The 22322-nt window shown below is 61.1% G+C and carries 20 protein-coding genes; 4 read left to right on the forward strand and 16 right to left on the reverse strand.

Features of this window, described 5'->3' with window-relative positions; genetic code table 11:
• Positions 1-18 precede the first annotated feature (18 nt).
• The 3 genes from HKK57_RS04115 to HKK57_RS04125 all read right to left on the reverse strand — a co-directional run bounded on the left by HKK57_RS04115 (position 19) and on the right by HKK57_RS04125 (position 3722).
• Entirely contained in the window at positions 19-1125 is a 1107-nt protein-coding gene (locus HKK57_RS04115) for an NADH:flavin oxidoreductase/NADH oxidase (protein WP_029296302.1), read from the reverse strand.
• A gap of 170 nt (positions 1126-1295) precedes the next feature.
• Positions 1296-3005 (reverse strand): single-stranded-DNA-specific exonuclease RecJ, encoded by a 1710-nt coding sequence (gene recJ / locus HKK57_RS04120; RefSeq protein WP_154906485.1) that lies wholly within the window; start codon positions 3003-3005, stop codon positions 1296-1298.
• A gap of 174 nt (positions 3006-3179) precedes the next feature.
• Positions 3180-3722: a YaeQ family protein gene (locus tag HKK57_RS04125; RefSeq protein ID WP_169389809.1), complete on the reverse strand. Its 543-nt coding sequence runs from the start codon at positions 3720-3722 to the stop codon at positions 3180-3182.
• Positions 3723-3869: 147 nt separating this feature from the next.
• Here HKK57_RS04125 and HKK57_RS04130 point away from each other — a divergent pair, with 147 nt between their 5' ends.
• A complete protein-coding gene (locus HKK57_RS04130; protein ID WP_070994763.1) occupies positions 3870-5069 on the forward strand; it encodes a CaiB/BaiF CoA transferase family protein in 1200 nt (399 codons plus the stop codon).
• Positions 5070-5094: 25 nt separating this feature from the next.
• A complete protein-coding gene (locus HKK57_RS04135) occupies positions 5095-5979 on the forward strand; it encodes a TIGR02285 family protein (RefSeq protein WP_104911699.1) in 885 nt (294 codons plus the stop codon).
• Between the two features lie 170 nt (positions 5980-6149).
• On the opposite strand, the gene HKK57_RS04140 is transcribed toward HKK57_RS04135, so the two are convergent.
• A complete protein-coding gene (locus HKK57_RS04140) occupies positions 6150-6434 on the reverse strand; it encodes a DUF3509 domain-containing protein (RefSeq protein WP_029296291.1) in 285 nt (94 codons plus the stop codon).
• A 206-nt stretch (positions 6435-6640) separates the two neighbouring features.
• Here HKK57_RS04140 and HKK57_RS04145 point away from each other — a divergent pair, with 206 nt between their 5' ends.
• Entirely contained in the window at positions 6641-7303 is a 663-nt protein-coding gene (locus HKK57_RS04145; RefSeq protein ID WP_169389810.1) for a response regulator transcription factor, read from the forward strand.
• A 58-nt stretch (positions 7304-7361) separates the two neighbouring features.
• Here HKK57_RS04145 and HKK57_RS04150 read toward each other — a convergent pair whose 3' ends face one another.
• From HKK57_RS04150 to ffh, 12 genes are all read right to left on the reverse strand, one after another.
• Positions 7362-8591: an EAL domain-containing response regulator gene (locus tag HKK57_RS04150; RefSeq protein WP_104911697.1), complete on the reverse strand. Its 1230-nt coding sequence runs from the start codon at positions 8589-8591 to the stop codon at positions 7362-7364.
• A gap of 86 nt (positions 8592-8677) precedes the next feature.
• Entirely contained in the window at positions 8678-12259 is a 3582-nt protein-coding gene (locus HKK57_RS04155) for an ATP-binding protein (RefSeq protein ID WP_237150406.1), read from the reverse strand.
• Between the two features lie 162 nt (positions 12260-12421).
• Complete coding sequence (gene thrC / locus HKK57_RS04160; protein ID WP_029296283.1) at positions 12422-13831, reverse strand: threonine synthase; 1410 nt, start codon at positions 13829-13831, stop codon at positions 12422-12424.
• A 66-nt stretch (positions 13832-13897) separates the two neighbouring features.
• Positions 13898-15202: a homoserine dehydrogenase gene (locus HKK57_RS04165; RefSeq protein WP_029296281.1), complete on the reverse strand. Its 1305-nt coding sequence runs from the start codon at positions 15200-15202 to the stop codon at positions 13898-13900.
• 127 nt (positions 15203-15329) lie between these two features.
• The gene (locus HKK57_RS04170) at positions 15330-16061 is read right to left on the reverse strand and encodes a thioredoxin fold domain-containing protein (RefSeq protein WP_029296279.1); all 732 of its coding nucleotides are present in this window, start codon (positions 16059-16061) and stop codon (positions 15330-15332) included.
• A gap of 141 nt (positions 16062-16202) precedes the next feature.
• Entirely contained in the window at positions 16203-17099 is an 897-nt protein-coding gene (gene xerD, locus HKK57_RS04175; protein ID WP_169389812.1) for a site-specific tyrosine recombinase XerD, read from the reverse strand.
• Positions 17100-17207: 108 nt separating this feature from the next.
• Positions 17208-17621 carry an acyl-CoA thioesterase gene (locus HKK57_RS04180; protein ID WP_070994760.1) on the reverse strand — a complete coding sequence of 138 codons (414 nt, stop codon included), beginning with the start codon at positions 17619-17621 and terminating at the stop codon, positions 17208-17210.
• Positions 17622-17703: 82 nt separating this feature from the next.
• A complete protein-coding gene (rplS, locus tag HKK57_RS04185) occupies positions 17704-18054 on the reverse strand; it encodes a 50S ribosomal protein L19 (RefSeq protein ID WP_003175895.1) in 351 nt (116 codons plus the stop codon).
• Between the two features lie 45 nt (positions 18055-18099).
• Positions 18100-18873 (reverse strand): tRNA (guanosine(37)-N1)-methyltransferase TrmD, encoded by a 774-nt coding sequence (gene trmD, locus HKK57_RS04190; protein WP_169852258.1) that lies wholly within the window; start codon positions 18871-18873, stop codon positions 18100-18102.
• Positions 18855-19391, reverse strand: coding sequence for a ribosome maturation factor RimM (gene rimM, locus HKK57_RS04195; RefSeq protein WP_010565276.1), 537 nt, complete (start codon positions 19389-19391; stop codon positions 18855-18857). Before rimM ends, trmD begins: the two co-directional genes overlap by 19 nt.
• A gap of 5 nt (positions 19392-19396) precedes the next feature.
• Complete coding sequence (gene rpsP / locus HKK57_RS04200) at positions 19397-19648, reverse strand: 30S ribosomal protein S16 (RefSeq protein WP_003175899.1); 252 nt, start codon at positions 19646-19648, stop codon at positions 19397-19399.
• Positions 19649-19898: 250 nt separating this feature from the next.
• A complete protein-coding gene (ffh, locus tag HKK57_RS04205; RefSeq protein ID WP_029296179.1) occupies positions 19899-21275 on the reverse strand; it encodes a signal recognition particle protein in 1377 nt (458 codons plus the stop codon).
• A gap of 234 nt (positions 21276-21509) precedes the next feature.
• Here ffh and HKK57_RS04210 point away from each other — a divergent pair, with 234 nt between their 5' ends.
• Positions 21510-22322 carry a cytochrome C assembly family protein gene (locus HKK57_RS04210; RefSeq protein ID WP_029296177.1) on the forward strand — a complete coding sequence of 271 codons (813 nt, stop codon included), beginning with the start codon at positions 21510-21512 and terminating at the stop codon, positions 22320-22322.

A 22322-nucleotide genomic window follows, 5' to 3' on the forward strand; every position in this document is an offset into this window, starting at 1 on the left:
GGTGCCAAATGTAAACAATCAGTCGCGCAAGTCAGACTCATGAATCGGCTGGTCGCGGTGGGTCGCCCGCTGGTATTGCGCCGGCCAGATCGCCTTGCGCCCGCCCAGATCGTCATCGGCGTGCAGCGGCCAATACGGATCACGCAGCAGTTCACGGGCAAGGAAGATGATATCGGCCTGGCAGGTGCGCAGAATATGTTCGGCCTGGGCCGGCTCGGTAATCATGCCCACCGTGCCCGTGGCCATGCCGGACTCCTTGCGCACACGCTCGGCAAAGCGCGTTTGATAACCGGGCCCCGTAGGGATTTCTGCGTTGGCCGCAGTGCCACCGGAGGATACGTCGATCAGGTCCACGCCCAGGTCTTTCAGGCGACGGGCCAGTTCCACGGTTTCATCCGGGTTCCAGCCGTCTTCCACCCAGTCGGTGGCTGATACGCGCACAAACAACGGCAGCTCTTGTGGCCACACCTCACGCACCGCTTCGGTGACTTGCAACACCAGGCGAATACGGTTTTCAAAGGAGCCGCCATATTGATCCTGGCGCTGATTGCTCAGGGGCGACAGAAACTGATGCAGCAGATATCCATGGGCGGCGTGGATTTCCACCACTTTGAAACCGGCGGTCAGGGCGCGCTTGGCGGCGGCCACAAAATCGCCAATCACCTGTCGGATTTGCCCTTCATCCAATTGCCGTGGCGCGGTGTGCTGTGGGTCGAAGGCGATGGGGGACGGGCCTACCGGCACCCAGCCGCCATCTTCGGGCTTGACGCTGCCATGCTTGCCGATCCACGGCCGGTGGGTGCTGGCCTTGCGCCCGGCGTGGGCCAGTTGAATGCCTGCCACCGCGCCTTGGGCGCTGATAAAGCGGGTGATGCGCTGCAACGGTTCAATCTGGGCATCATTCCACAGGCCCAGGTCCTGGGCGGTGATGCGGCCATCAGCGGTCACGGCGGTGGCTTCGCTGAAAATCAGACCAGCGCCGCCTACAGCGCGGCTGCCCAGGTGCACCAGGTGCCAGTCATTGGCCAGGCCATCGACGGCGGAGTACTGGCACATCGGCGAGACGGCAATGCGGTTGAGCAGGGTCAATTGGCGCAGGGTATAGGGTTCAAGCAACAGACTCATGGGGCACCTCTTCTCGTATCCGGTGGGCATTGGCTCCAGGGTTCTGTCTGACCGGTGCGCGTGACGAAAAGATGAAAGGCCCGTCCCCTTCGGGCTAAAAAACAGACAAGGTCACAAGACCAATCACACAGTGCTTAGAGACTAGTCGACAACCGGGGATTGCACAGGGTTCAGCGCGGTTCGATGTGGGCAATCATCAATTGCACGGTTTCCTGGCCGCGGAATTCGTTGACGTCCAGCTTGTAGGCCAGCTCCACCCAGCGAATGGTCGGGTTGGGCCACACTTCGCGGTCAATGCCAAAGGCGATGCCATCGAGTTTCACCGCGCCACACTCACTCTTGAGCACCACCTTGAGGTGACGCTCGCCCACCACCCGTTGCTCCACCAGTTGAAATACCCCGTGAAACAACGGCTCGGGAAAATGCTGGCCCCAGGGCCCGGCATTGCGCAGGGCGCGGGCCAATTCCAGGTGGAATTCCTCCACGGCCAGGGTGCCATCGGACAACAGGCGCCCGGTGAGGTCTTCTTCACGCAGTTGCCGGCGCACTTCGGCGTCGAAGGCTTCGGCGAACAGCGGGAAGTTCGCTTCAGGCAAGGTCAGGCCCGCCGCCATGGCGTGGCCGCCGTATTTGGCGATCAGGTTCGGATGCTGGCTGGCCACCACCGCCAGCGCGTCGCGGATGTGGAACCCCGGCACCGAACGCCCAGAACCCTTGAGCAGGCCATCACCGGCATCGGCAAAGGCAATGGTCGGGCGGAAATAGCGTTCTTTCATACGCGAGGCGAGGATCCCGATGACCCCCTGGTGCCACTCCGGGTCGAACAGGCACAGGCCGAATGGCATCGACTCCACCGGCAAGTCCTTGAGCTGGGCCAGGGCTTCGCGCTGCATGCCCTGCTCGATGGCCTTGCGGTCCTGGTTCATGCCATCCAGTTGCGCGGCCATTTCCCGGGCCTGGGCGAAGTCGCTGGTGAGCAGGCATTCGATGCCCAGGCTCATGTCATCCAGGCGCCCGGCCGCGTTGAGCCGCGGGCCGAGAATAAAGCCCAGGTCGGTGGAGGTGATACGCGCAGCGTCGCGCTTGGCCACTTCGAGGATCGCCTTGATGCCCGGCCGCGCACGCCCGGCGCGGATCCGTTCCAGGCCCTGGTAGACCAGGATGCGGTTGTTGGCATCCAGCGGTACCACGTCGGCCACACTGCCCAGGGCCACCAGGTCGAGCAACTCGCCGATATTGGGCTGTGGCTGTTTGTCGTACCAACCCAGGCTGCGCAAACGCGCGCGCAAGGCCATCAACACGTAGAAAATCACCCCCACGCCGGCCAGGGCCTTGCTGGGGAACGAGCAGCCGGGTTGGTTCGGGTTGACGATGGCATCGGCCGCCGGCAGTTCATCGCCGGGCAAGTGGTGGTCGGTGACCAGCACCTTGAGCCCCGCCGCCTTCGCCGCCGCCACGCCTTCGACACTGGAGATGCCGTTGTCCACGGTGATCAGCAACTGCGGCTCGCGCTGCAAGGCCACGGCGACGATTTCCGGGGTCAGGCCATAGCCATATTCGAAGCGGTTGGGCACCAGGTAATCGACATGGGCGGCCCCGAGCAAGCGCAGGCCGAGGGTGCCCACGGTACTGGCTGTGGCGCCATCGGCATCGAAGTCGCCGACGATCAGGATCCGCTGGCGCTGTTCCAGGGCCGTCACCAGCAAGTCCACGGCGGCATCGATCCCTTTGAGCTGCTGATACGGAATCAACCGCGCCAGGCTCTTATCCAGCTCATCCTGCGAGGTCACGCCACGGGCGGCGTAGAGACGGGTCAGCAACGGTGGCAATTCACCGAGGAACGGCAGGACAGCGGGCAATGGGCGGGGATCGATACGCATGGGGTGATGGGGGCTTCTGTGCAATACAACGGTTAAAAAAAACTACCAGGAACGACGAACATCAAATGTGGGAGCGGGCTTGCCCGCGATTGCGATATGTCAGTCGGCTTATCTTTAACTGATCCACCGCTATCGCGGGCAAGCCCGCTCCCACACGAGCCCGGCTCTACATCATCAGCCGCGTTCGCCGACCAGCCACTGCAGTTGCACTTCGTGCTGGCCGCGGTCATCGGTGACGAAGATCGTGCCTTCGCTGATCATCACATCCCACTTGATCACCCGTGGCATGTCCTTGGCCAGGATTTCCAGGATTTCCTGGGGCACGGCGGCGATATGTACGTTTTTCAGGTTGTTGGCCACCGGCACCACCTTGCCTTCCCACACCCGCAGGCTGCCGTAGGCCAGCAGGCTGGTACGTTCGGTGCGACGCGAACACCAGGTCAGGCGGTCGGCATCGGGCTGGCCGACTTCGATCCAGTGCAGGACCCGATCATCCAGGCTTTTTTCCCACAGCGCTGGTTCGTCTACATCTGACAGTCCGCGACCAAACGACAACTGCTCGCTGTACCAAAGGGCGTAGGCCAGCAGACGCACGGTCATGCGCTCTTCGGTTTCCGACGGGTGACGGGCGATGGTTTGCTTGACGCTCTCGTACACCGAACGATCGAGGTCGGTCAGGTTGAGTTCAAACTTGTAGGTCGTGGACGGCTGGGCCATGAACGGACTTCTAGAGACAGGAAAAGGCGGCCAGTCTAACCGATGGCGGGGTCATTCAACGAATCCTGCGCTGCATGATCCTTATCCCTGGGGCGCTCGCCTATGTTAAAAGGCAATACACACCTGCCTGCGCTTGTAAGGAACCTCATGTCGTTTACCGCCAAACCGCTTGCCGGCCTGAAAGTCATCGAACTGGGCACACTGATCGCCGGCCCGTTCGCCTCGCGCATCTGCGCCGAGTTCGGGGCCGACGTGATCAAGGTCGAATCCCCTGACGGCGGCGACCCGCTGCGCAAATGGCGCAAGCTGTATGAAGGCACCTCGCTGTGGTGGTTCGTGCAGGCACGCAATAAAAAGTCCCTGACCCTGAACCTCAAGCATCCGGACGGCCTGGCGATCCTCAAGCAACTGCTGGCAGACGCCGACATCCTGATCGAGAACTTCCGCCCCGGCGTCCTCGAAAAACTCGGCCTGGATTGGGACACCCTGCACGCCCTGAACCCCAAGCTGGTGATGGTCCGGCTCTCGGGTTTTGGCCAGACCGGGCCGATGAAGGATCAACCGGGCTTCGGCGCGGTCGGTGAGTCCATGGGTGGCCTGCGCTACATCACCGGTTTCGAGGACCGCCCGCCGGTACGCACCGGGATTTCCATTGGCGACTCCATCGCCGCGCTGTGGGCGGTGATTGGTGCACTGATGGCCTTGCGGCATCGCGAGATCAACGGCGGCCTGGGCCAAGTGGTGGATGTAGCGTTGTATGAAGCCATCTTCGCGATGATGGAAAGCATGATCCCGGAGTTCGATGTGTTCGGGTTTATCCGCGAGCGCACCGGCAACATCATGCCGGGCATTACCCCGTCATCGATCCATACCACCGCCGATGGCAAGCACGTGCAAATTGGCGCCAATGGCGATGCGATCTTCAAGCGCTTCATGCTGGCGGTCGGTCGTGAGGACCTGGCCAATGACCCACAACTGGCCAGCAACGATGGCCGCGATAGCCGGCGCGACGAGTTGTACGGCGTGATCGACCGCTGGGTCAACAGCTTGTCACTGGAGCAGGTGGTGGAGCAGTTGAACCTGGCCGAAGTGCCGGCCAGTCGGATCTACAGCGCCGAAGATATGCTGGGCGACCCGCAATACCTGGCCCGGGAAATGTTCCTCAAGGCCCAACTGCCCGACGGCAAGGATTTCAAGATGCCCGGCATCGTGCCCAAGCTGTCGGACACCCCTGGCAGTTGTGAGTGGGTCGGGCCACAGCTGGGTGAGCACAATGCCGTGATTCTGCAAGCCCTGGGTTACGACAGCAACGCCGTGGCCCATTTGCGCAAGGAGGGCGCGATCTGATGCAGCTCGGAGCACGTTCAAGATAATGGCCGCCCGTTTCATCAGGGCGCTGCGGCGCCTATGGCTCACCGCCCCGCTGCTCGTGGCGCTGCCGCTATCGAGCCAGGCACAGGAAACGTTGACCTGGCTGGTGCGCGACCTGCCGCCGATGACTATCTTCGACGGCCCGCAAAAGGATCAGGGCAGCATTGATAAAATGCTGCCGTTATTGATCGAGCGCCTGCCGCAATATCGCCACCAGATCCTGCACGTCAATCGCGCCCGTGGCATCCAAATGCTCAATGCGCCCTCCTTCACCTGCGATCCCTCGCTGGTATGGACACCCGCGCGGGCCAAGAACATTGTCTTTTCCACACCGGCATTTGCCGTGTTGAGCAATGGCATCGCGATTCGCCGTAACCGACAGGACGCCCTGGCAAGCTATGTGGTTGACGGCAAATTCGATCTGGCGCGGTTTCTTGGTGCGCAGCAGACACGTCTTGGGATTGTCGCCGAGCGTAGCTATGGACCCGGGATTGACGAACAGTTGATCCACGCTGATCCACTGGAGCTGACCCCCCACTACGGCAACGATGCACTGGGCAGTTTGCTGCAGATGCAACGCCTGGGGCGGCTGGAAGCGGTGTTGGGCTACTGGACGGAAATCCGCTACCAGGCCACGCAACAAGGCATGGATTCCCAGGACCTGGTGTTCTATCCGATCAAGGGCATGCCGCGTTATCAGCGGATCCATATCGGTTGCTCGAACACCGCGCTGGGACGCCAGGCCATCAGCCATATCAACCGCGAGTTGCAGAATATTCCCCAGGCAGCGCTGCTTGAGTCCTACGCCAACAGGCTGGACCCGCTGATGCGTGAGCAATACCTCAGGGACAACCCGCGGTTTTTCAGCGAAACACCGCCGCCTTGATAAATTTTTGGCAAAAAGAAACCCCGAGCAGTGGGGAGACAACTCGGGGTTAAACGTGGCCTACAAAGACCAGTACAACAAGCTACAAGCACCGGAGCACAATGCTTGATCCTGCTGTTACAACGTCTGACTCGCCTTCCTGTAGGAAGTTTCCAAAGATAAAACTTTGTTCATGCCTGGGCGGTGATGCGTGTCTGGGCGGCGTTGCGCAAGGCTGCGATCACCGAGGGTTCCAGGCGCCCTTCGGCGATTTTCAGGTCGCGGTGCAGGCAATCCACCACGTCCACCAGGGCGCGCTTGTCGGTCAATTGCCCGCGATCCACCTCGCGTTCAACCACGATAGCGCCCGTCGGGCTCTTCACCGTCACCAGGCACTCGCCGTGTACACCCGAGGTGGTCAGCGTGACCTGATAAGGGCTCAGCGCTTCACCGAGCAATAGGCTGATACTTTCCATCTCGATCACCACTCAATCATGAGAAAAAGAAATAACCACTGTAGGAACGCCGCTCGGAAACAAGCTCGCTCCTACAGGTAAATGACCGTCGTCCAAAGCACAAAGTTCGCCTTTGGGCTGAGTCAATCGAGCATGCATGGCAAATATGACAGAGAGAAAACAGCCGCTGACAGGCTAGAATCTCCTGATTATTGCCGGAGTCCACCGTGAGAGACGCGTCTGAACAGCCCTTGCGTATTGTCATCGCCGACGATCATCCGATTTTCCTGATCGGTTTGCGGGCAGTGCTGGAGCGTGATGAGCAGGTGCGCATCGTCGGTGAGGCCAACTCGCCCCAGGCCCTCGCGGCCCTGCTGCAACGCTGCCCCTGCGATGTACTGGTCACCGATTTCATGATGCCCGCCGAACCCCAGGCCGACGGCCTGCGCCTGATCGGGCACCTGCGCCGGCATTACCCCGACCTGCCCCTGGTGGTGGTGACCATGCTCAACAATGCCGGCCTGTTCAACTCGATCCTGGAGCTTGGGGTCATGGGCCTGTTGAGCAAGGCCAGCCTGGCCGATGAACTCCCCGAGGCCATCGCCCAGGTGCGCCAGCGGCGGCCCTATGTGGCTCGCACTATCCAACAGGCCTTGGCCCTGGCAGGCGCAGTGGGGGCTGATCGCCTGCACTCGCAGCATCAGCTGTCACCCAGGGAACTGGAAGTGATCCGCTTGCTGGCAGGCGGCAAGACCGTGGGCGAGATTGCCGCGCACCTCAATCGCAGCAAGCAGACCGTCAGCGCACAGAAAGTCAGTGCCATGCGCAAGCTGGGGCTGATCAGTGATGCCGCGTTGTTCATCTACGTGCAGGAACACGGGTTGGCATAGGTTTGCCACCCGAAGTCCTGCGCAGGATTTTCGACCGCTATCGCCGGCAAGCCGGCGCCTACAGGGCAATCGCGGTAGATTGCGCCAGCCAGTGTTGCAGCACCTGGGCGCTCATCGGATGGGCAATCAGGCAACCCTGTAGCCATGCCGACCCCAGCGCGCGCACCGCGTCGCGGTCGGCGGGGGTTTCAATCCCGGTCACCACCACGCCGACCCCCAGGTGCCCGGCCATGCTCATGGCGCCGGCAACCACCGCGCATTTGCGCTCGTCGCCCGCCATCCCGCTGGCAAACGCCGGGGGAATCTTCAACTCGGTGAAGGGCAGCTCCAGCAAACGCTGCAGGCTGGTACCGCCGATGCCGAAATCGCCAATGGACAGCTTGCAGCCGATCATCCGCAGGCGCAGCAACCCAGTGACATGGGCGCTGTCGGTCTTCAGCCGCGAGGTTTCCACCAGTTCCAGGGTGAGGTTGCGCGCGGGTACCGCATAGCGTTGCAGCAGCCCTTGCAGGGTCAGCGCGAAGTGCTCCTGCTCCAGCAGCCGCCCGGGAATGTTGACCGATACTGGCAGCTCCCGACCCGTGTCCCGGGTCACCTGGGCGCAAAGCTGCAACACCTGCTCCAGCACGTACCAGGTAAACGCCTGCTCCAGCCCCGCCAACTCCAGCAGCGGCAGAAACTCACTGGGCATCAACTGGCCATGCTCCGGGTCTTGCCAGCGTGCCAACGCCTCCACGCCTTGCAGGTCACCGGCCTGGCTGACGATGGGCTGGTAGCAGACACTGGCGTAGCGCTCGATGGCCGCCTCGCCGACTTCGGCGCACAGTTGCTCGGTTGCGAACTCACTCACCCCCAGCATCTGGCGTACGCGATCCCAGGACAACGCCTGCGGGCTAGGTCGCAAGCGCTGCCGGCACGCCTCGAGCATTTGCCCGATGGCAGTGGCGGAAGCCGGCTTGGGCATGCACCCCAGCACATTGAGCCCCGCCTGGCGCGCCATGTTGGCCACGCCATCCAGTACATCGGGATCGGCGTCGCTCAACAGGACCAGCACTTGGGCCTGGCCGTGTTCAGCCATTTCGCGGATCAGCCCCAGTGAGTCGCCATGCTCCAGATACAAATCGCAGATGGCGATATCCACCGGGCCCTTGCTCGCCAGCGACTGGCGGGCGACCTCAACGCTGTCGGCCGTGAGTACGTTGAACACGCCGTTGGCATTGAGCATCTGGTGCAGGGCCATGAGCTGGAACGGATGGTCTTCGAGAATCAGGACTTTGAGTGAGCGCATGGGAAACTCTGGGGCTACGTGCAAGATCGTTACATTAGCCAAAACCCGCGCAAGCCCCCATAGGACGCGTCCTATTCTTTCACCTATTATTCTTGCGCCTGTAGATAAGGCCGGATTTCTTGCTGCAACACCCCCATGGTCGCGGACAAGGCTTGCCAGTGCTGCGCCAGTTCATCGTCACGGTGCTCCCGGGCACTGGTTTCGAGGGCGATGCAGGCCTTGGCCAATGGCAGCGCATCCACCAGGCAACAAATGCCCTTGAGACGATGCAGGCTGGCCCGCAACTGCGCCAGGTCGCGCTCGGCCATGGCGCTGCCCAACAAGCGGTGCTCGTGCTCAAGGTTGTTCGCCAGCTCCTGCAACATGCTTTGCAGGATCGGCCCGTCGGCCTGGGTCATCTTGCGCAGAGCCTGCAGGTCGAAGGCAGGTACGGCCGTGACCCGGGCCAATACCTGGGTCCATTGCTCCAGGGTCACCGGCTTGACCAGCAGCACATCCATACCCGCCTGCCGGCCGCGTTGCCCTTCGTCTTCCTGGGCATCGGCGGTGCAACCCACCAACGCGCAACGCGGGCGCTGCTCCTGGGCTTCTATCTGGCGAATGGCCTCGGCCAGGGCATAACCCGACATACCCGGCATATGACAATCGGTCACCAGCACGTCGAACGCCTCGCTGCGCCAACGTTGCAACGCCGCCTCGGCACTATTGAGGGCCACCACCTGATGCCCGAGAAATTGCAACTGCTGGGCCAGCACCAGGCGGTTGGCCGGCAGGTCGTCGACAATCAGCACCGACAATGCCCGGCCCGGTGCCTGCACAGGCACGGCGGCGGCTGGCGCGGGCAGGTCGTCACTGCCGACCCGGTCCAGGCGCAGGTCGATGCACACGGTGGTGCCTTCGCCCAAGGCACTGTGCAGGGTGATCTCCCCACCCATCAAATCCACCAACTGCTGGCAGATGCTCAAGCCCAACCCGGTGCCGCCATGCTCGGCCGCTGTCAGCGGGCTACCCTGGATAAACGGCTTGAACACCCGGGCCTGCTGTTCAACGCTGATACCGGGCCCGGTGTCTTCGACGCACAGGTGCAGGTATTCACGACCGTCACCATCCACCTGGCAGGCCACACGCAGGCGCACTTCTCCGTGCTGCGTGAATTTCAGCGCATTGCCCAGCAGGTTATGCATGACCTGGCGCAGGCGTAGCGGATCGAACCAATAGAAGCCTTGCGCCTGGGGATCAAACGCCAGGGTCAGGTGCAGGCCCTTTTTCTGCGCGGTGGCTTCAAACAGTCGCTGGATGCCTTCAAAGAAACCTTTCAGGTCGGTGGTCTGTGGCGCCAGTTGCAGGTGGCCGGCTTCGATCTTCGCCAGGTCCAGGCTATCGCCCATCAAGGCGATCAGTTCCCGTGCCGAACGATGGGCCACCTGCAGCGCCTCGGAGACAGGCGCCCCCGAGGCCAGGGCGCGTTCCTGCTCCAGTTCGAGCAAGCCGATAATCGCCGTCATCGGTGTACGGATCTCATGGCTGAGGTTCGACACAAAGGCGCTCTTGGCGTAGTTCGCGGCATCAGCGGCGCGCCGTGCGTCCATCAGTTGGGTTTCCAGGACCTTGCGCTCGTTGATATCCACCCAACCGCCAAGCAAGCCCTGCAACTGACCCTTGGCGTCATAAAACGGCACGGTCCATTGATAGACGTGGGCAATGCCGCCGTTGAACTCCAACTGGCGGTCGACAAACAACGACTGCTGTGTGGCCAGTTGCTCCATATGCCCGATATGCAGGCGCCAGGCCGTGGTGTCAGGCAGCACTGCACTCTGTGGCAGGGTCAGGCCGCGAATCAGCTCCAGCCGGGTGGACATCTGTTGCTCATAGCTTTTGTTGCAGGTGACCAGGCGGCCAGCAAGATCGCGCACAAATACGGGGTTGGGAATACCGTCGAGCAAGGCCCGCTTGAAGGCCAACTGGTCATTGAGCCGCCGCTCGGCCTCGACCCGCTGGCGGATCTGGCGCTTGAGCCGGCTGTTCCAGACCAGCGACATCAGCACCAACAGCAGCGCCGTGGCGACCGTCCAGTAGGCCCACGACGGCACCCGCTGCCAGGCGGGCACCGGGACTGCCACCGCGCCCATCCAACGCAAGCGCAAAGCGCTCAGTTCAGCCACCGGCAAGGCCTCCAGGGCCTTGTTCAAAATACTCAGCAACTCGGGATGGTCCTTGCGTACGGCCAGGCTGTCACTGGACCACTTGCCATCGACGCTGCGACCGACCCGCAACTCATCGGTCGGGTAACTCTGTACCTCCACTTCACTCTGGATGGTCGCGTCGGCGTCTCCCCGGGCCACCAAGGCGCGGGCCTCGATGTAGTTGGGCACCAGGCGCAGGCGGATCTCTGGGTATTGGCGACGGATATAGGCCTCCAGCACATGCCGCGCGGGCAACGCCAAGACCTTGCCCGAGAGGTGGCTCAGGTTGATCACCGGCGACGCATCGACCCGTTCGACAAACACCCAGCCGGCGCCGCCAAAACCATGGCTGAAATCGAGAAAGCGCCGGCGCTCGGTATTTTCCACCAGGGTGGTACTCATGTCCGCACCGTGGGTTTCCAGGAGTTCCAGGGTTTGCGCGGTAGAAAACACTTCCTCGAGGACAAACTGCACACCGGTCATGCGTGACAGGCGATTAAGCAGATCGATATTCATCCCTACCCAGCGGCCATCCTTGTCCTTGAATACATATGGCGAGTATTGCTGGGCCGCCACCACTACCTGGGGATGGCGCAGCATCCAGGCCTGCTCGGCGGCGGTCAGGGGGATACGCTCACCGTCAACGTCCACCCCCAGGCCGGTGGTCCAGCGAGCGAGAATTTCGCGGCGTACCGAGTCATCGATGCTGTGCAGCGCGCGGTCCATCATCCGGCCCAACAAGGGGTCGGCCTGGCGTGTGGCGAAGGCAAAGCCAATCGGCGCCAGGCGGCTCTGCTCCTTGATCTGCATCCCCAGGTAGGGGCGCAGGGACTTGTAGGCGCGCACGATCACTTCATTGCCGATAAACGCATCCACATCGCCCTGGGCCAGGGCTTCCAGGCCGCTGTAGAGGTTGGGCGCGAGCATGATGTGGCTTTGCGGGTACGCCGCATGCACGTTCTTGACGTTGGCGTAGCCATCAAGCAACACGACTTTCTTATCCTTGAGATCGTCTTGCAGAACGTCGTCAGTACGCACCACGACCACTGAACGATCCGGCATATAGTCCGGGGTAAAGGCCAGGCCGGGCACATCCCGCTCGTAGCCGTTGGCACTGGTGAGGATATCAATAGCGCCGCTGCGCAACGCCTCCACCGCCTGGGCCCGCTCTGCAAAACCCATCACTTGCATCGGCACGCCGAGCCGCGCGCCCACCAGGCTCAAGTAGTCGGCGCTGATACCCTGGTAGCGATTGTGATCACGGGTGATATCGATGGGTTGGTAATCATCGATAGAGATCCCCACTTTCAAGGTGCGATGCTGTGCCAGCCACTGCCGTTCGGCGGGCGCCAGGGTCATGGGCGGCAGGGTGATAAACGCTGGCACCAGATTGAACGGCAGGCTGACGGCGGCCAGGCTGACGGGCAGTTGGCCGAGCAGGAGCAGGCTCAGTAGGCACTGGCGCCATCGGGTCGTGAACGGCACCTTGTGGGCTTCCTTGTTGGTTGTTATTGAGTGTACGGCGCAAGGATCAACTCCCACCTGTGGCGTTCCGGCAAGCCCCCTCGCCACAGGTGACCAAGAAAAACGGCGCTGGCCCATTTCTGGACAAGCGCCGTTTTCATTACACGAGCAGCACTCCTGGAATCAGAGCGGCTTCCCACGATTGCCATGCTGGCTGACAAACGCCTGGATGGCTTTGAGGTCGTTAGGCAGCACGGTGCAACGCTCTTCACGCTCGAACAGGTCAGCCAGGTGCGGCGGCAGTTCCAGGGCTTTGCCGACTCCGGCCTTCTGCACCGCCTCGGGGAATTTCACCGGATGGGCCGTGCCGAGGATGACCATCGGGATATCCAGGCTACGGCGGCATTCGCGCGCGGCCTTGACGCCAATGGCGGTGTGCGGGTCCAGCAGCTCGCCGGTCTGGGCATAGACTTCGGCGATGGTCTCGCAGGTCTGGGCATCGTCCACCGCCAGGGAGTCGAACAGCTTGCGGGTTTCGGTCCAGCGCTCCTGGTCGACGCTGAAACCGCCACCCTGCTTGAAGCTGTCCATCAGGCCGGCCAGGGCTGCGCCGTTGCGACCGTGCATGTCGAACAGCAAACGCTCGAAGTTCGACGAGACCATGATGTCCATCGACGGCGACAGGGTCGCGTGCAGGGTTTCCTTGACGTACTGGTTGCCACTCATGAAGCGGTGCAGGATGTCGTTGCGGTTGGTGGCGACGATCAATTGGTTGATCGGCAGGCCCATGTTGCGCGCCAGGTAGCCGGCGAAGATATCGCCGAAGTTGCCGGTCGGCACCGAGAACGATACCGAACGCGCCGGCCCGCCCAGCTGCAGCGAGGCGTGGAAGTAGTAGACGATCTGGGCCATGATCCGCGCCCAGTTGATCGAGTTCACCGCTACCAGGCGCGTGCCCTTGAGGAAGCTCTGGTCGGCGAAGCTGGCCTTGACCATTTCCTGGCAGTCATCGAAGTTGCCTTCGACAGCGATGTTGTGGATGTTCTCGCCAAAGATAGTGGTCATCTGCCGGCGCTGCACGTCCGAGACACGGTTGTGCGGGTGCAGGATGAAAATGTCGACGTTTTCGCAGTGCTTGCAGCCTTCGATGGCCGCCGAGCCGGTATCACCGGAGGTGGCACCGATGATCACCACGCGTTCGCCGCGTTTCTCCAGCACGTAGTCCAGCAGGCGACCGAGCAGTTGCAGGGCGAAATCCTTGAACGCCAGGGTCGGGCCGTGGAACAGCTCCAGCACCCATTCGTTGCCGTTCAGTTGGCGCAACGGAGCGATGGCGTTGTGGGAGAACACGCCGTAGGTTTCTTCGAGGATCTTTTTGAAATCGGCATCGGGGATGCTGCCGGTGACGAACGGGCGCATGACCCGGAACGCCAGCTCGTGGTACGGCAGGCCGGCCCAGGAGGCGATTTCTTCCTGGGTGAAACGTGGCAGGTTTTCCGGCACGTACAGACCGCCGTCGGTGGCGAGGCCTGCGAGCAGGACGTCTTCGAAATTCAGGGCCGGTGCCTGGCCGCGGGTGCTGATGTAACGCATGACTGGCTCCTCTACAACATTCTTGAACAGAGGCCGCCGAACCTGCGGGGCCTCTGCAACCTATCGTTAGTTAAGGTGTTCGACGCGGATCCGTACCACCGGCCCGACCACGCCTTGCAAGGCTTCCAGGGCGGCGATGGCATCGTTCATGTGCTGTTCCAGCACACGGTGCGTCAGCAGGATCATGGGAACCAGGCCGTCGTGTTCTTCGACTTCCTTCTGCATGATCGACTCAATGTTGATACCGCGTTCCGAGAGGATGCTGGCCACCTGGGCCAACACGCCCGGATGATCCTTGGCCTGGATGCGCAGGTAGTAGGAGCTTTCGCAGGCTTCGATCGGCAGGATCGGGTGCGCCGACAGCGAGTCCGGTTGGAACGCCAGGTGCGGCACGCGGTTTTCCGGGTCGCTGGTCATGGCGCGGACCACGTCCACCAGGTCGGCAATCACCGAGGAAGCGGTCGGCTCCATGCCGGCGCCAGCGCCGTAGAACAGGGTCGAACCGGCGGCGTCGCCATTGACCATCACCGCGTTCATCACGCCATTGACGTTGGCGATCAGGCGATCGGCCGGGATCAGGGTCGGGTGTACGCGCAATTCGATACCGGCCGCGGTGCTGCGCGCCACGCCCAAGTGCTTGATGCGGTAGCCCAGGGCTTCGGCGTAGTTCACGTCGGCGGTGGTCAGCTTGGTGATGCCTTCGGTGTAGGCCTTGTCGAACTGCAGCGGAATGCCAAAGGCGATGGACGCCAGGATGGTCAGCTTATGCGCTGCGTCGATGCCCTCGACGTCAAATGTCGGGTCGGCTTCGGCGTAACCCAGGGCCTGGGCTTCGGCCAGCACGTCTTCGAAGGTACGGCCCTTCTCGCGCATTTCGGTCAGGATGAAGTTACCGGTGCCGTTGATGATGCCGGCTACCCAGTTGATGCGGTTGGCCGACAGGCCTTCACGGATCGCCTTGATCACCGGGATACCGCCGGCCACCGCTGCTTCGAACGCAACGATCACACCCTTCTCGCGGGCCTTGGCGAAGATTTCATTGCCGTGCACGGCAATCAGCGCCTTGTTGGCAGTGACCACATGCTTGCCGTTTTCGATGGCCTTGAGCACCAGCTCACGGGCGACGGTGTAGCCGCCCACCAGCTCGATGACGATATCGATTTCAGGGTTGGTGGCCACGTCGAAGACATCGTTGGTAATCGCAATACCGGTCGTTTGGTACTGAGGCTTTGGCGTACGCATGGCAATTTGTGCCACTTCAATCCCACGCCCTGCACGGCGGGAAATTTCCTCAGCATTACGCTGAAGTACGTTCAAGGTGCCGCCACCGACGGTCCCTAACCCACAGATGCCTACTTTGACCGGTTTCACTGAAGAACTCCCCATGAAACGGCCGACTCAAGGTCGGCCGTGAAAAACAGCCGCACAACTGCGGCTCGCTATTAATGACCCGTCGACAGCTCGGCGGGTCTGACCGTCAAAGGCTCGACGATACTGCTTATTTGGCACCCAACGCCAGTTTGGCGATTTGTGGTGCAGGCTGGTAGCCCGGAATGACCTGGCCGTCTGCCAAAACGATGGCCGGCGTACCGTTCACGCCGATCGACTGGCCCAGGTTGAACTGCTTGGACACCGGGTTGGCACAGGCAGCAGCCTTGATGTCCTTGCCGTCGACCATCTTGTCCATTGCGGCTTTCTTGTCAGCCGAACACCAGACCGCTTGCAACTGCTTGTCGCCCGGCGAACCCAGGCCCTGGCGCGGGAACGCGACGTAGCGCACTTCGACGCCCATCTTGTTCAGCTCAGGCACTTCGGCGTGCAATTTGTGGCAGTACGGGCAGGTGGTGTCGGTGAACACGGTGATGTGGGTCTTGGTCTCGCCAATGGCCGGGTACACCACGGTTTCGGCAACCGGAATGCCGTTGATCAACTTGGACACGCCCAGGCGCTCGGCCTTCTCGGTGAGGTTGACCGGCTTGCCGTCTTTCAACTGGAACAGGTAGCCCTGGACGATGTACTGGCCGTCGGCACTGGCGTACAGCACGCGGCTGCCCTTGAGTTTGACTTCATACAGGCCGGCCATGGGGCTGGCGCTGATGCTTTCGACCGGGGTTTCGAGTTGGAGGCTTTCCAGACTCTTACGGATTGTCTTCTCGGCGGCGTCATCGGCGACGGCAAAGGTTGAGACCAACGCAATAGCTGCGGCGGCGAAAATCTGGGTCAAGCGCATGGGAACTCCTGAAGGCAGATGCAGGGACGAAGGCCAGGACGCCGATCTGGAAACACGGCTCGGGGCCGTCCCCTTTGCAAACCGGCAAAGCCTACCACAATTGGGCGCCAGGGCAGACGCCGGCGGCCAAATTGGGGCCTGTCAGCCCCTTGGGTGATGTTTGGCGTGCAGGTCCTGCAACCTTGCGCGCGCCACGTGGGTGTAAATCTGCGTGGTCGACAGATCGCTATGACCCAGCAACATCTGCACCACCCGCAAGTCCGCGCCGTGGTTGAGCAAATGGGTGGCGAACGCATGGCGCAGGGTGTGGGGGGACAGCGACTTGCCGATCCCGGCCACCTTGGCCTCGTGCTTGATGCGATGCCAGAAGGTCTGGCGGGTCATCTGCTCGCCGCGCAGGCTGGGAAACAGCACGTCACTGGGGCGCCCGCCGAGTAGTTCGCTGCGGGCATCGCGCATATAGCGCTCGACCCACACGATCGCCTCTTCACCCATGGGCACCAGGCGTTCCTTGCTGCCCTTGCCCATCACCCGTAACACCCCCTGGCGCAGGTTGACCTGCTCCAGGGTCAGGCTGATCAGCTCGGTGACGCGCAGGCCGCAGGCATACAACACCTCCAGCATGGCGCGATCACGCTGGCCGATGGCCTCGCTCAGGTCGGGCGCGGCCAGCAGGGCTTCAACGTCGGCTTCCGACAGGGATTTGGGCAATGGCCTGCCGAGTTGCGGCATATCGACTTGCAGGGTCGGGTCGACCGCAATCAGCTTTTCCCGGAGCAAATAGCGATAAAACCCACGCACGCCCGAGAGAAATCGTGCGGTGGAGCGCGGTTTGTAGTTTTGTTCAAGGCGCCAGGCCAGGTGATCGAGGATCAACTCGCGCCCGGCTTGGCTCAGCTCGAGGTTTCTCTCCAATAGCCAGCCATTGAACAGAGCCAGGTCGCTGCGGTAGGACTGGCGAGTGTTGTCCGACAGGCCTTTTTCCAGCCAGAGGGCATCAAGGAAGCGGTCGATCAGGGGGTGGTCAATGGCGGGCATGGGGGCTCAGGTTGATTACTTCGGTGTCTGGTAGATCCTATCGCAGGCAAGCCAGCTCCCACAGGGAAATGCATGCCTTGCCTGCAAGAGCAGCGACGCGGTCTCAGGTCAGTCTACAAACCCTGGCAGCACCGGCACCGGACGCTTGTCGGCATCGATTGCCACAAAGCTGAACACACCCTGGATCGCCTTCTCGCGACCATCGGCACTCATGCTCTCGACAAACACTTGCACTTCTACCTTGAGGCTGGTGTTACCGACCTTGATCACCCGGCCAATCAGTTCGACGATGGAACCGGCCGGGATCGCGTGATTGAAGTCGATACGATCGGTGGAAACCGTCACCAGCGGCAAGCGGCAGAAACGTGTGGCGGTAATGAATGACACTTCATCCATCCACGCCAATGCAGTGCCGCCAAACAGCGTGTTGTGGTGGTTGGTGGTCGGCGGGAATACGGCCTTGGTTACATGGGTCACGGACAGGTCGGTGCGACGCTGGATTTCTTCGAGACGGGTGGTCATGAACGGGTTCCGGGCAAGTGGCAAATTTCAGGCACAAAAAAGCAGCCCGTAGGCTGCTTTTTTCTGCATCGGGAAGCTGGACTTAAGCCAGTTTTTCCTTGATGCGAGCTGCTTTACCGGACAGGTCACGCAGGTAGTACAGCTTGGCTTTACGTACGTCACCGCGACGTTTAACGGCCATGCTGTCGATTTGCGGGCTGTAGGTCTGGAACGTACGCTCTACGCCAACACCGTTGGAGATTTTACGAACAGTGAAAGCACTGTTCACACCACGGTTACGCTTGGCGATAACTACGCCTTCGAACGCTTGCAGACGCGAACGGTCGCCTTCCTTCACTTTCACCTGAACGACAATGGTGTCGCCCGGGGCAAAGGTAGGGATCTCTTTGGTCATCTGCTCTGCTTCGAGTGCAAGGATGATTTTGTTAGTCATGCTGTGCTCCTAAGGTAAATCGTCGGATCTACCATCGATACGTTGTTAACTATCGTCCCGCCCGAGGATGTATTCCTCGAGCAGCTTCTTCTCTTCTCCAGAAAGCGAGCGGCTTTCCAGAAGATCGGCGCGTCGTTCATAGGTCCGACCAAGGGACTGCTGTAAACGCCAACGCCGGATGTGTGCGTGATTGCCACTTAGCAATACGTCGGGAACACGCTGATCCGCATACACCTCCGGTCGGGTGTAGTGCGGGCAATCCAGCAAACCATCCGTGAAGGAATCTTCCTCCGCGGAGTCCGCATGCCCTAAAGCTCCAGGCAGCAGTCGTGTAACCGCATCTATCAGGACCATCGCCGGCAGCTCACCGCCAGACAGGACATAGTCCCCAATCGACCACTCTTCATCGACATGAGCGTCAATAAAACGCTCGTCAATGCCTTCATAGCGACCGGCAATCAGGATCAGTGCTTCCTCATTCGCCAGTTCGCGTACCGCAGCCTGTTTCAGCTGGCGGCCTTGAGGGGACAGGTAAATTACCTTCGCCTTCTCCCCTGCTGCTGCCTTGGCCTGAACCAGGGCGTCTTCCAGGGGCTTGATCTTCATCACCATGCCCGGGCCACCGCCAAATGGGCGATCGTCCACAGTGTGATGTCGATCCGTCGTGTAGTCTCGCGGGTTCCAACAAGTGAGCTGCAAGAGCCCTTGTTTCACCGCCCGACTGGTGATGCCGTACTCGCTGATGGCGGAAAACATCTCGGGAAACAAACTGATCACTTCAATGCGCAAATTAGCCACGCTTAGAAGTCCGCATCCCATTCCACCTTCATCTCGCCCGCTGCCAGGTCGACGGCCAACACACATTGCTCGGTATAGGGCAACAGGCGTTCGCGATCATCCAGGCTGCCAGCGCAAGGCTTGACCACCATTACATCATTGGCGCCGGTTTCCAGAAGATGATCGATTTTCCCAAGCAATTGCCCGAGTTGATCAATAACCTTCAGACCTTCCAGCTGGTACCAGTAGTACTCGCCGTCGGTCAATTCAGGGAACAGGTTGCGCGGCACGCAGATCTCATAACCGGCCAGAAGACGTGCTTCTTCACGATCATCGAGACCCTTGAGCTTTGCGACCAGGAACTTGTCGTTCCCGCGTCCACTGACCAGCTCGACCTGTTTCACACTACCTTCGCGCTTGAGCGTCCAGGTCTTGTACTGCAACAGGTTTTCAGTCGGATCAGTAAAGGAATACACCTTCACTTCGCCGCGAACGCCATGAACAGAGTAAATCTTGCCGATAACGATCAAATCATCAGCAACAGCTGGCGTCGCGTTCATATTGCTCAGGCTGCGGCCTTAGCCGAGTCCTTCAACAACTTGGCAACACGCTCGGAAGGCTGTGCACCAACGCTCAGCCAGTAGGCTACGCGCTCTTGGTTCACGGACAGACGAACTTCTTGACCACGAGCAACAGGGTTGAAGAAACCAACCTGTTCCTTGTGCGAACCGTCACGCGGGTTGCGGCTGTCGGTTACGGTCAAGTGGTAAAACGGGCGCTTTTTGGAGCCGCCAAGGGCAAGACGGATTGTTAGCATGTGAACATCGTTCCTGTAGTCGGTGCTGCAAATCTAAATGCACAGCGGGCATGGGTGCCCGAAAGGCCGCATATTCTAAGGAATATCCGGACTTTTGCAAATGTCTTTTTCCGGCGCCTGACCGCGTGCCATTCAGATCTGCTATAGAGCCGTCGGTTAAAACGGCGAGTCAGCTCCCGCCAACGGCGGGTTTGCTGGAGATCCCACGTCCCTGTGGGTCTGCACAAGAGCGAACTCTTGCGCGAATTCTTTACATCTTCGGCATGCCACGACCGGGCATCATACCGCCCATGCCGCGCATCATTTTGGCCATGCCGCCTTTGGCCGAGAATTTCTTCATCATCTTTTGCATCTGCTTGTGCTGCTTGATCAAGCGACCAATGTCCTGCACCTGGGTGCCGGAACCCATGGCGATCCGACGCTTGCGCGAACCGCTGATCAGCTCAGGGTCGCGGCGCTCGGCCGGGGTCATGGAGTTGATGATGGCTTCCATCTGCTTGAACTGCTTCTCTGCCGCACCCTGGGCATTGCCCATTTGCGCCAGGTTCACACCGCCGATGTTCGGCAGTTTGTCCATCAGGCCGCCGAGGCCGCCCATGTTCTTCATCTGTTGCAGTTGGTCACGGAAGTCTTCGAGGTCGAAGCCCTTGCCCTTCTTCAGCTTCTTGGCCAGTTTGTCGGCCTTGTCCTTGTCGAGGGTCTGTTCGGCCTGCTCGATCAGGCTGAGCACGTCGCCCATGCCGAGGATACGCGAGGCGATACGCTCAGGGTGGAACGGCTCGAGCGCTTCGGTCTTCTCGCCCATACCGATGAACTTGATCGGCTTGCCGGTGATTGCGCGCACCGACAGTGCGGCACCGCCACGGGCATCACCGTCGACCTTGGTCAGGATCACGCCGGTCAGCGGCAGTGCATCACCAAAGGCCTTGGCGGTGTTGGCCGCATCCTGGCCGGTCATGGCATCGACCACGAACAGCGTTTCTACCGGGTTGATCGCGGCATGCAGCGCCTTGATCTCGCCCATCATCTCTTCATCGATGTGCAGGCGACCGGCGGTATCGACGATCACCACGTCGATGAACTTGAGCTTGGCTTCTTTAATAGCCGCGTTGGCGATGTCGACCGGCTTCTGGCTCAGGTCGGACGGGAAGAATGTCACGCCGATTTCACCGGCGAGCATTTCCAGCTGCTTGATCGCGGCCGGACGGTATACGTCGGCCGAGACCACCATCACGGACTTTTTCTTGCGCTCTTTGAGGAAGCGCGCCAGCTTGGCAGCGGTAGTGGTCTTACCCGCACCCTGCAAACCGGCCATCAGCACAACGGCCGGCGGCACGGCGCTGAGGTTCAGGTCTTCGTTGGCCGCGCCCATCAGGCTTTCGAGTTCGGCCTGGACGACCTTCACAAAGGCCTGGCCCGGCGTCAGGCTGCGGGACACTTCAGTGCCGACCGCACGTTCCTTGACCGAGTTGACGAAATCCTTGACCACAGGCAAGGCAACGTCGGCTTCCAGCAATGCCATGCGCACTTCGCGCAGGGTGTCTTTAATATTGTCCTCGGTCAGCTTGGCCTTGCCGGTGACATGGCGCAGCGTCTGCGAGAGACGGTCAGTCAGATTTTCAAACATGCGCGATCCTTTCAGGCCCTATTCATCGAAATGCATTGGTAGACCGAGGTAATGGCGGCCCAGGCTGTGATAAATCGCTATTAAAAACAGCGCTCGGCGAGCCTGCGGCGTGGGCAGGTCGCGGATTATAGCGAAGACTGCCGCCATGCACACCCGCTGTCTGGCCCGGTGGTCTTTCGTGGAACGCAGGTGTGTGCCAAACTCATCGGCTTTCGGGCTTGCCTAACAGGATTTATGCTCCCTTTGTCACCCAGTTTGCTACCCAGTCTCGCCGCCGCACTCTTGTATGCCGCTGCGACCCTCTATCAGGGCACCCGCCTGGCTCAACGCGCCAGGGCGGACAAACGCCTGCTGGCCGGGCTTGGCGTGCTCGCCTTGCTGGCCCACGCCGCCAGCCTGTTCACCCACCTGATGACGCCGGTGGGCCTGGGCCTGGACTTTTTCAGCGCCGCCAGCCTGATTGCCGCTGCGGTCATCGCCTTGACGCTGCTGGCCTGCGCGCGGATCCCGGTGGAGAACCTGCTGTTGCTGCTCTTCCCCCTGGGGATGCTGACGGTGCTGCTGGCGCAATTCGCCCCCACCGGCACCGTGCAGGTGATCGATGAAGAGCCGGGCATCCTCGCCCATATCCTGTTGTCGATCCTCGCCTACGGCATGTTCACCATCGCGGTGTTCCAGGCTTTGCTGCTGCTTTTGCAGGACCACCAGCTCAAGCACAAGCATCCTTCGGGGCTGATCAAGAACTTCCCGCCGCTGCAGACCATGGAAAGCCTGCTGTTCGGCTTCCTCTGGGCCGGCTGGACGCTGCTGTCGCTGTCGCTGATTTCCGGCTGGCTGTTCGTCGAGAACCTGTTCGCCCAGCATCTGGTCCACAAGACCCTGCTGGCGTGCCTGGCCTGGGTGGTGTTCAGCGTGCTGCTGTGGGGCCGCAATCGCCTGGGCTGGCGTGGGCACAAAGCGATCCGCTGGACCCTGGCCGGTTTCTGCCTGCTGATGCTGGCGTATTTCGGCAGCAAGCTGGTTCGCGAATTCATCCTGCATATCTGA

Origin of the sequence: Pseudomonas sp. ADAK21, assembly GCF_012935735.1 — a bacterium.
GTDB lineage: Bacteria > Pseudomonadota > Gammaproteobacteria > Pseudomonadales > Pseudomonadaceae > Aquipseudomonas > Aquipseudomonas proteolytica.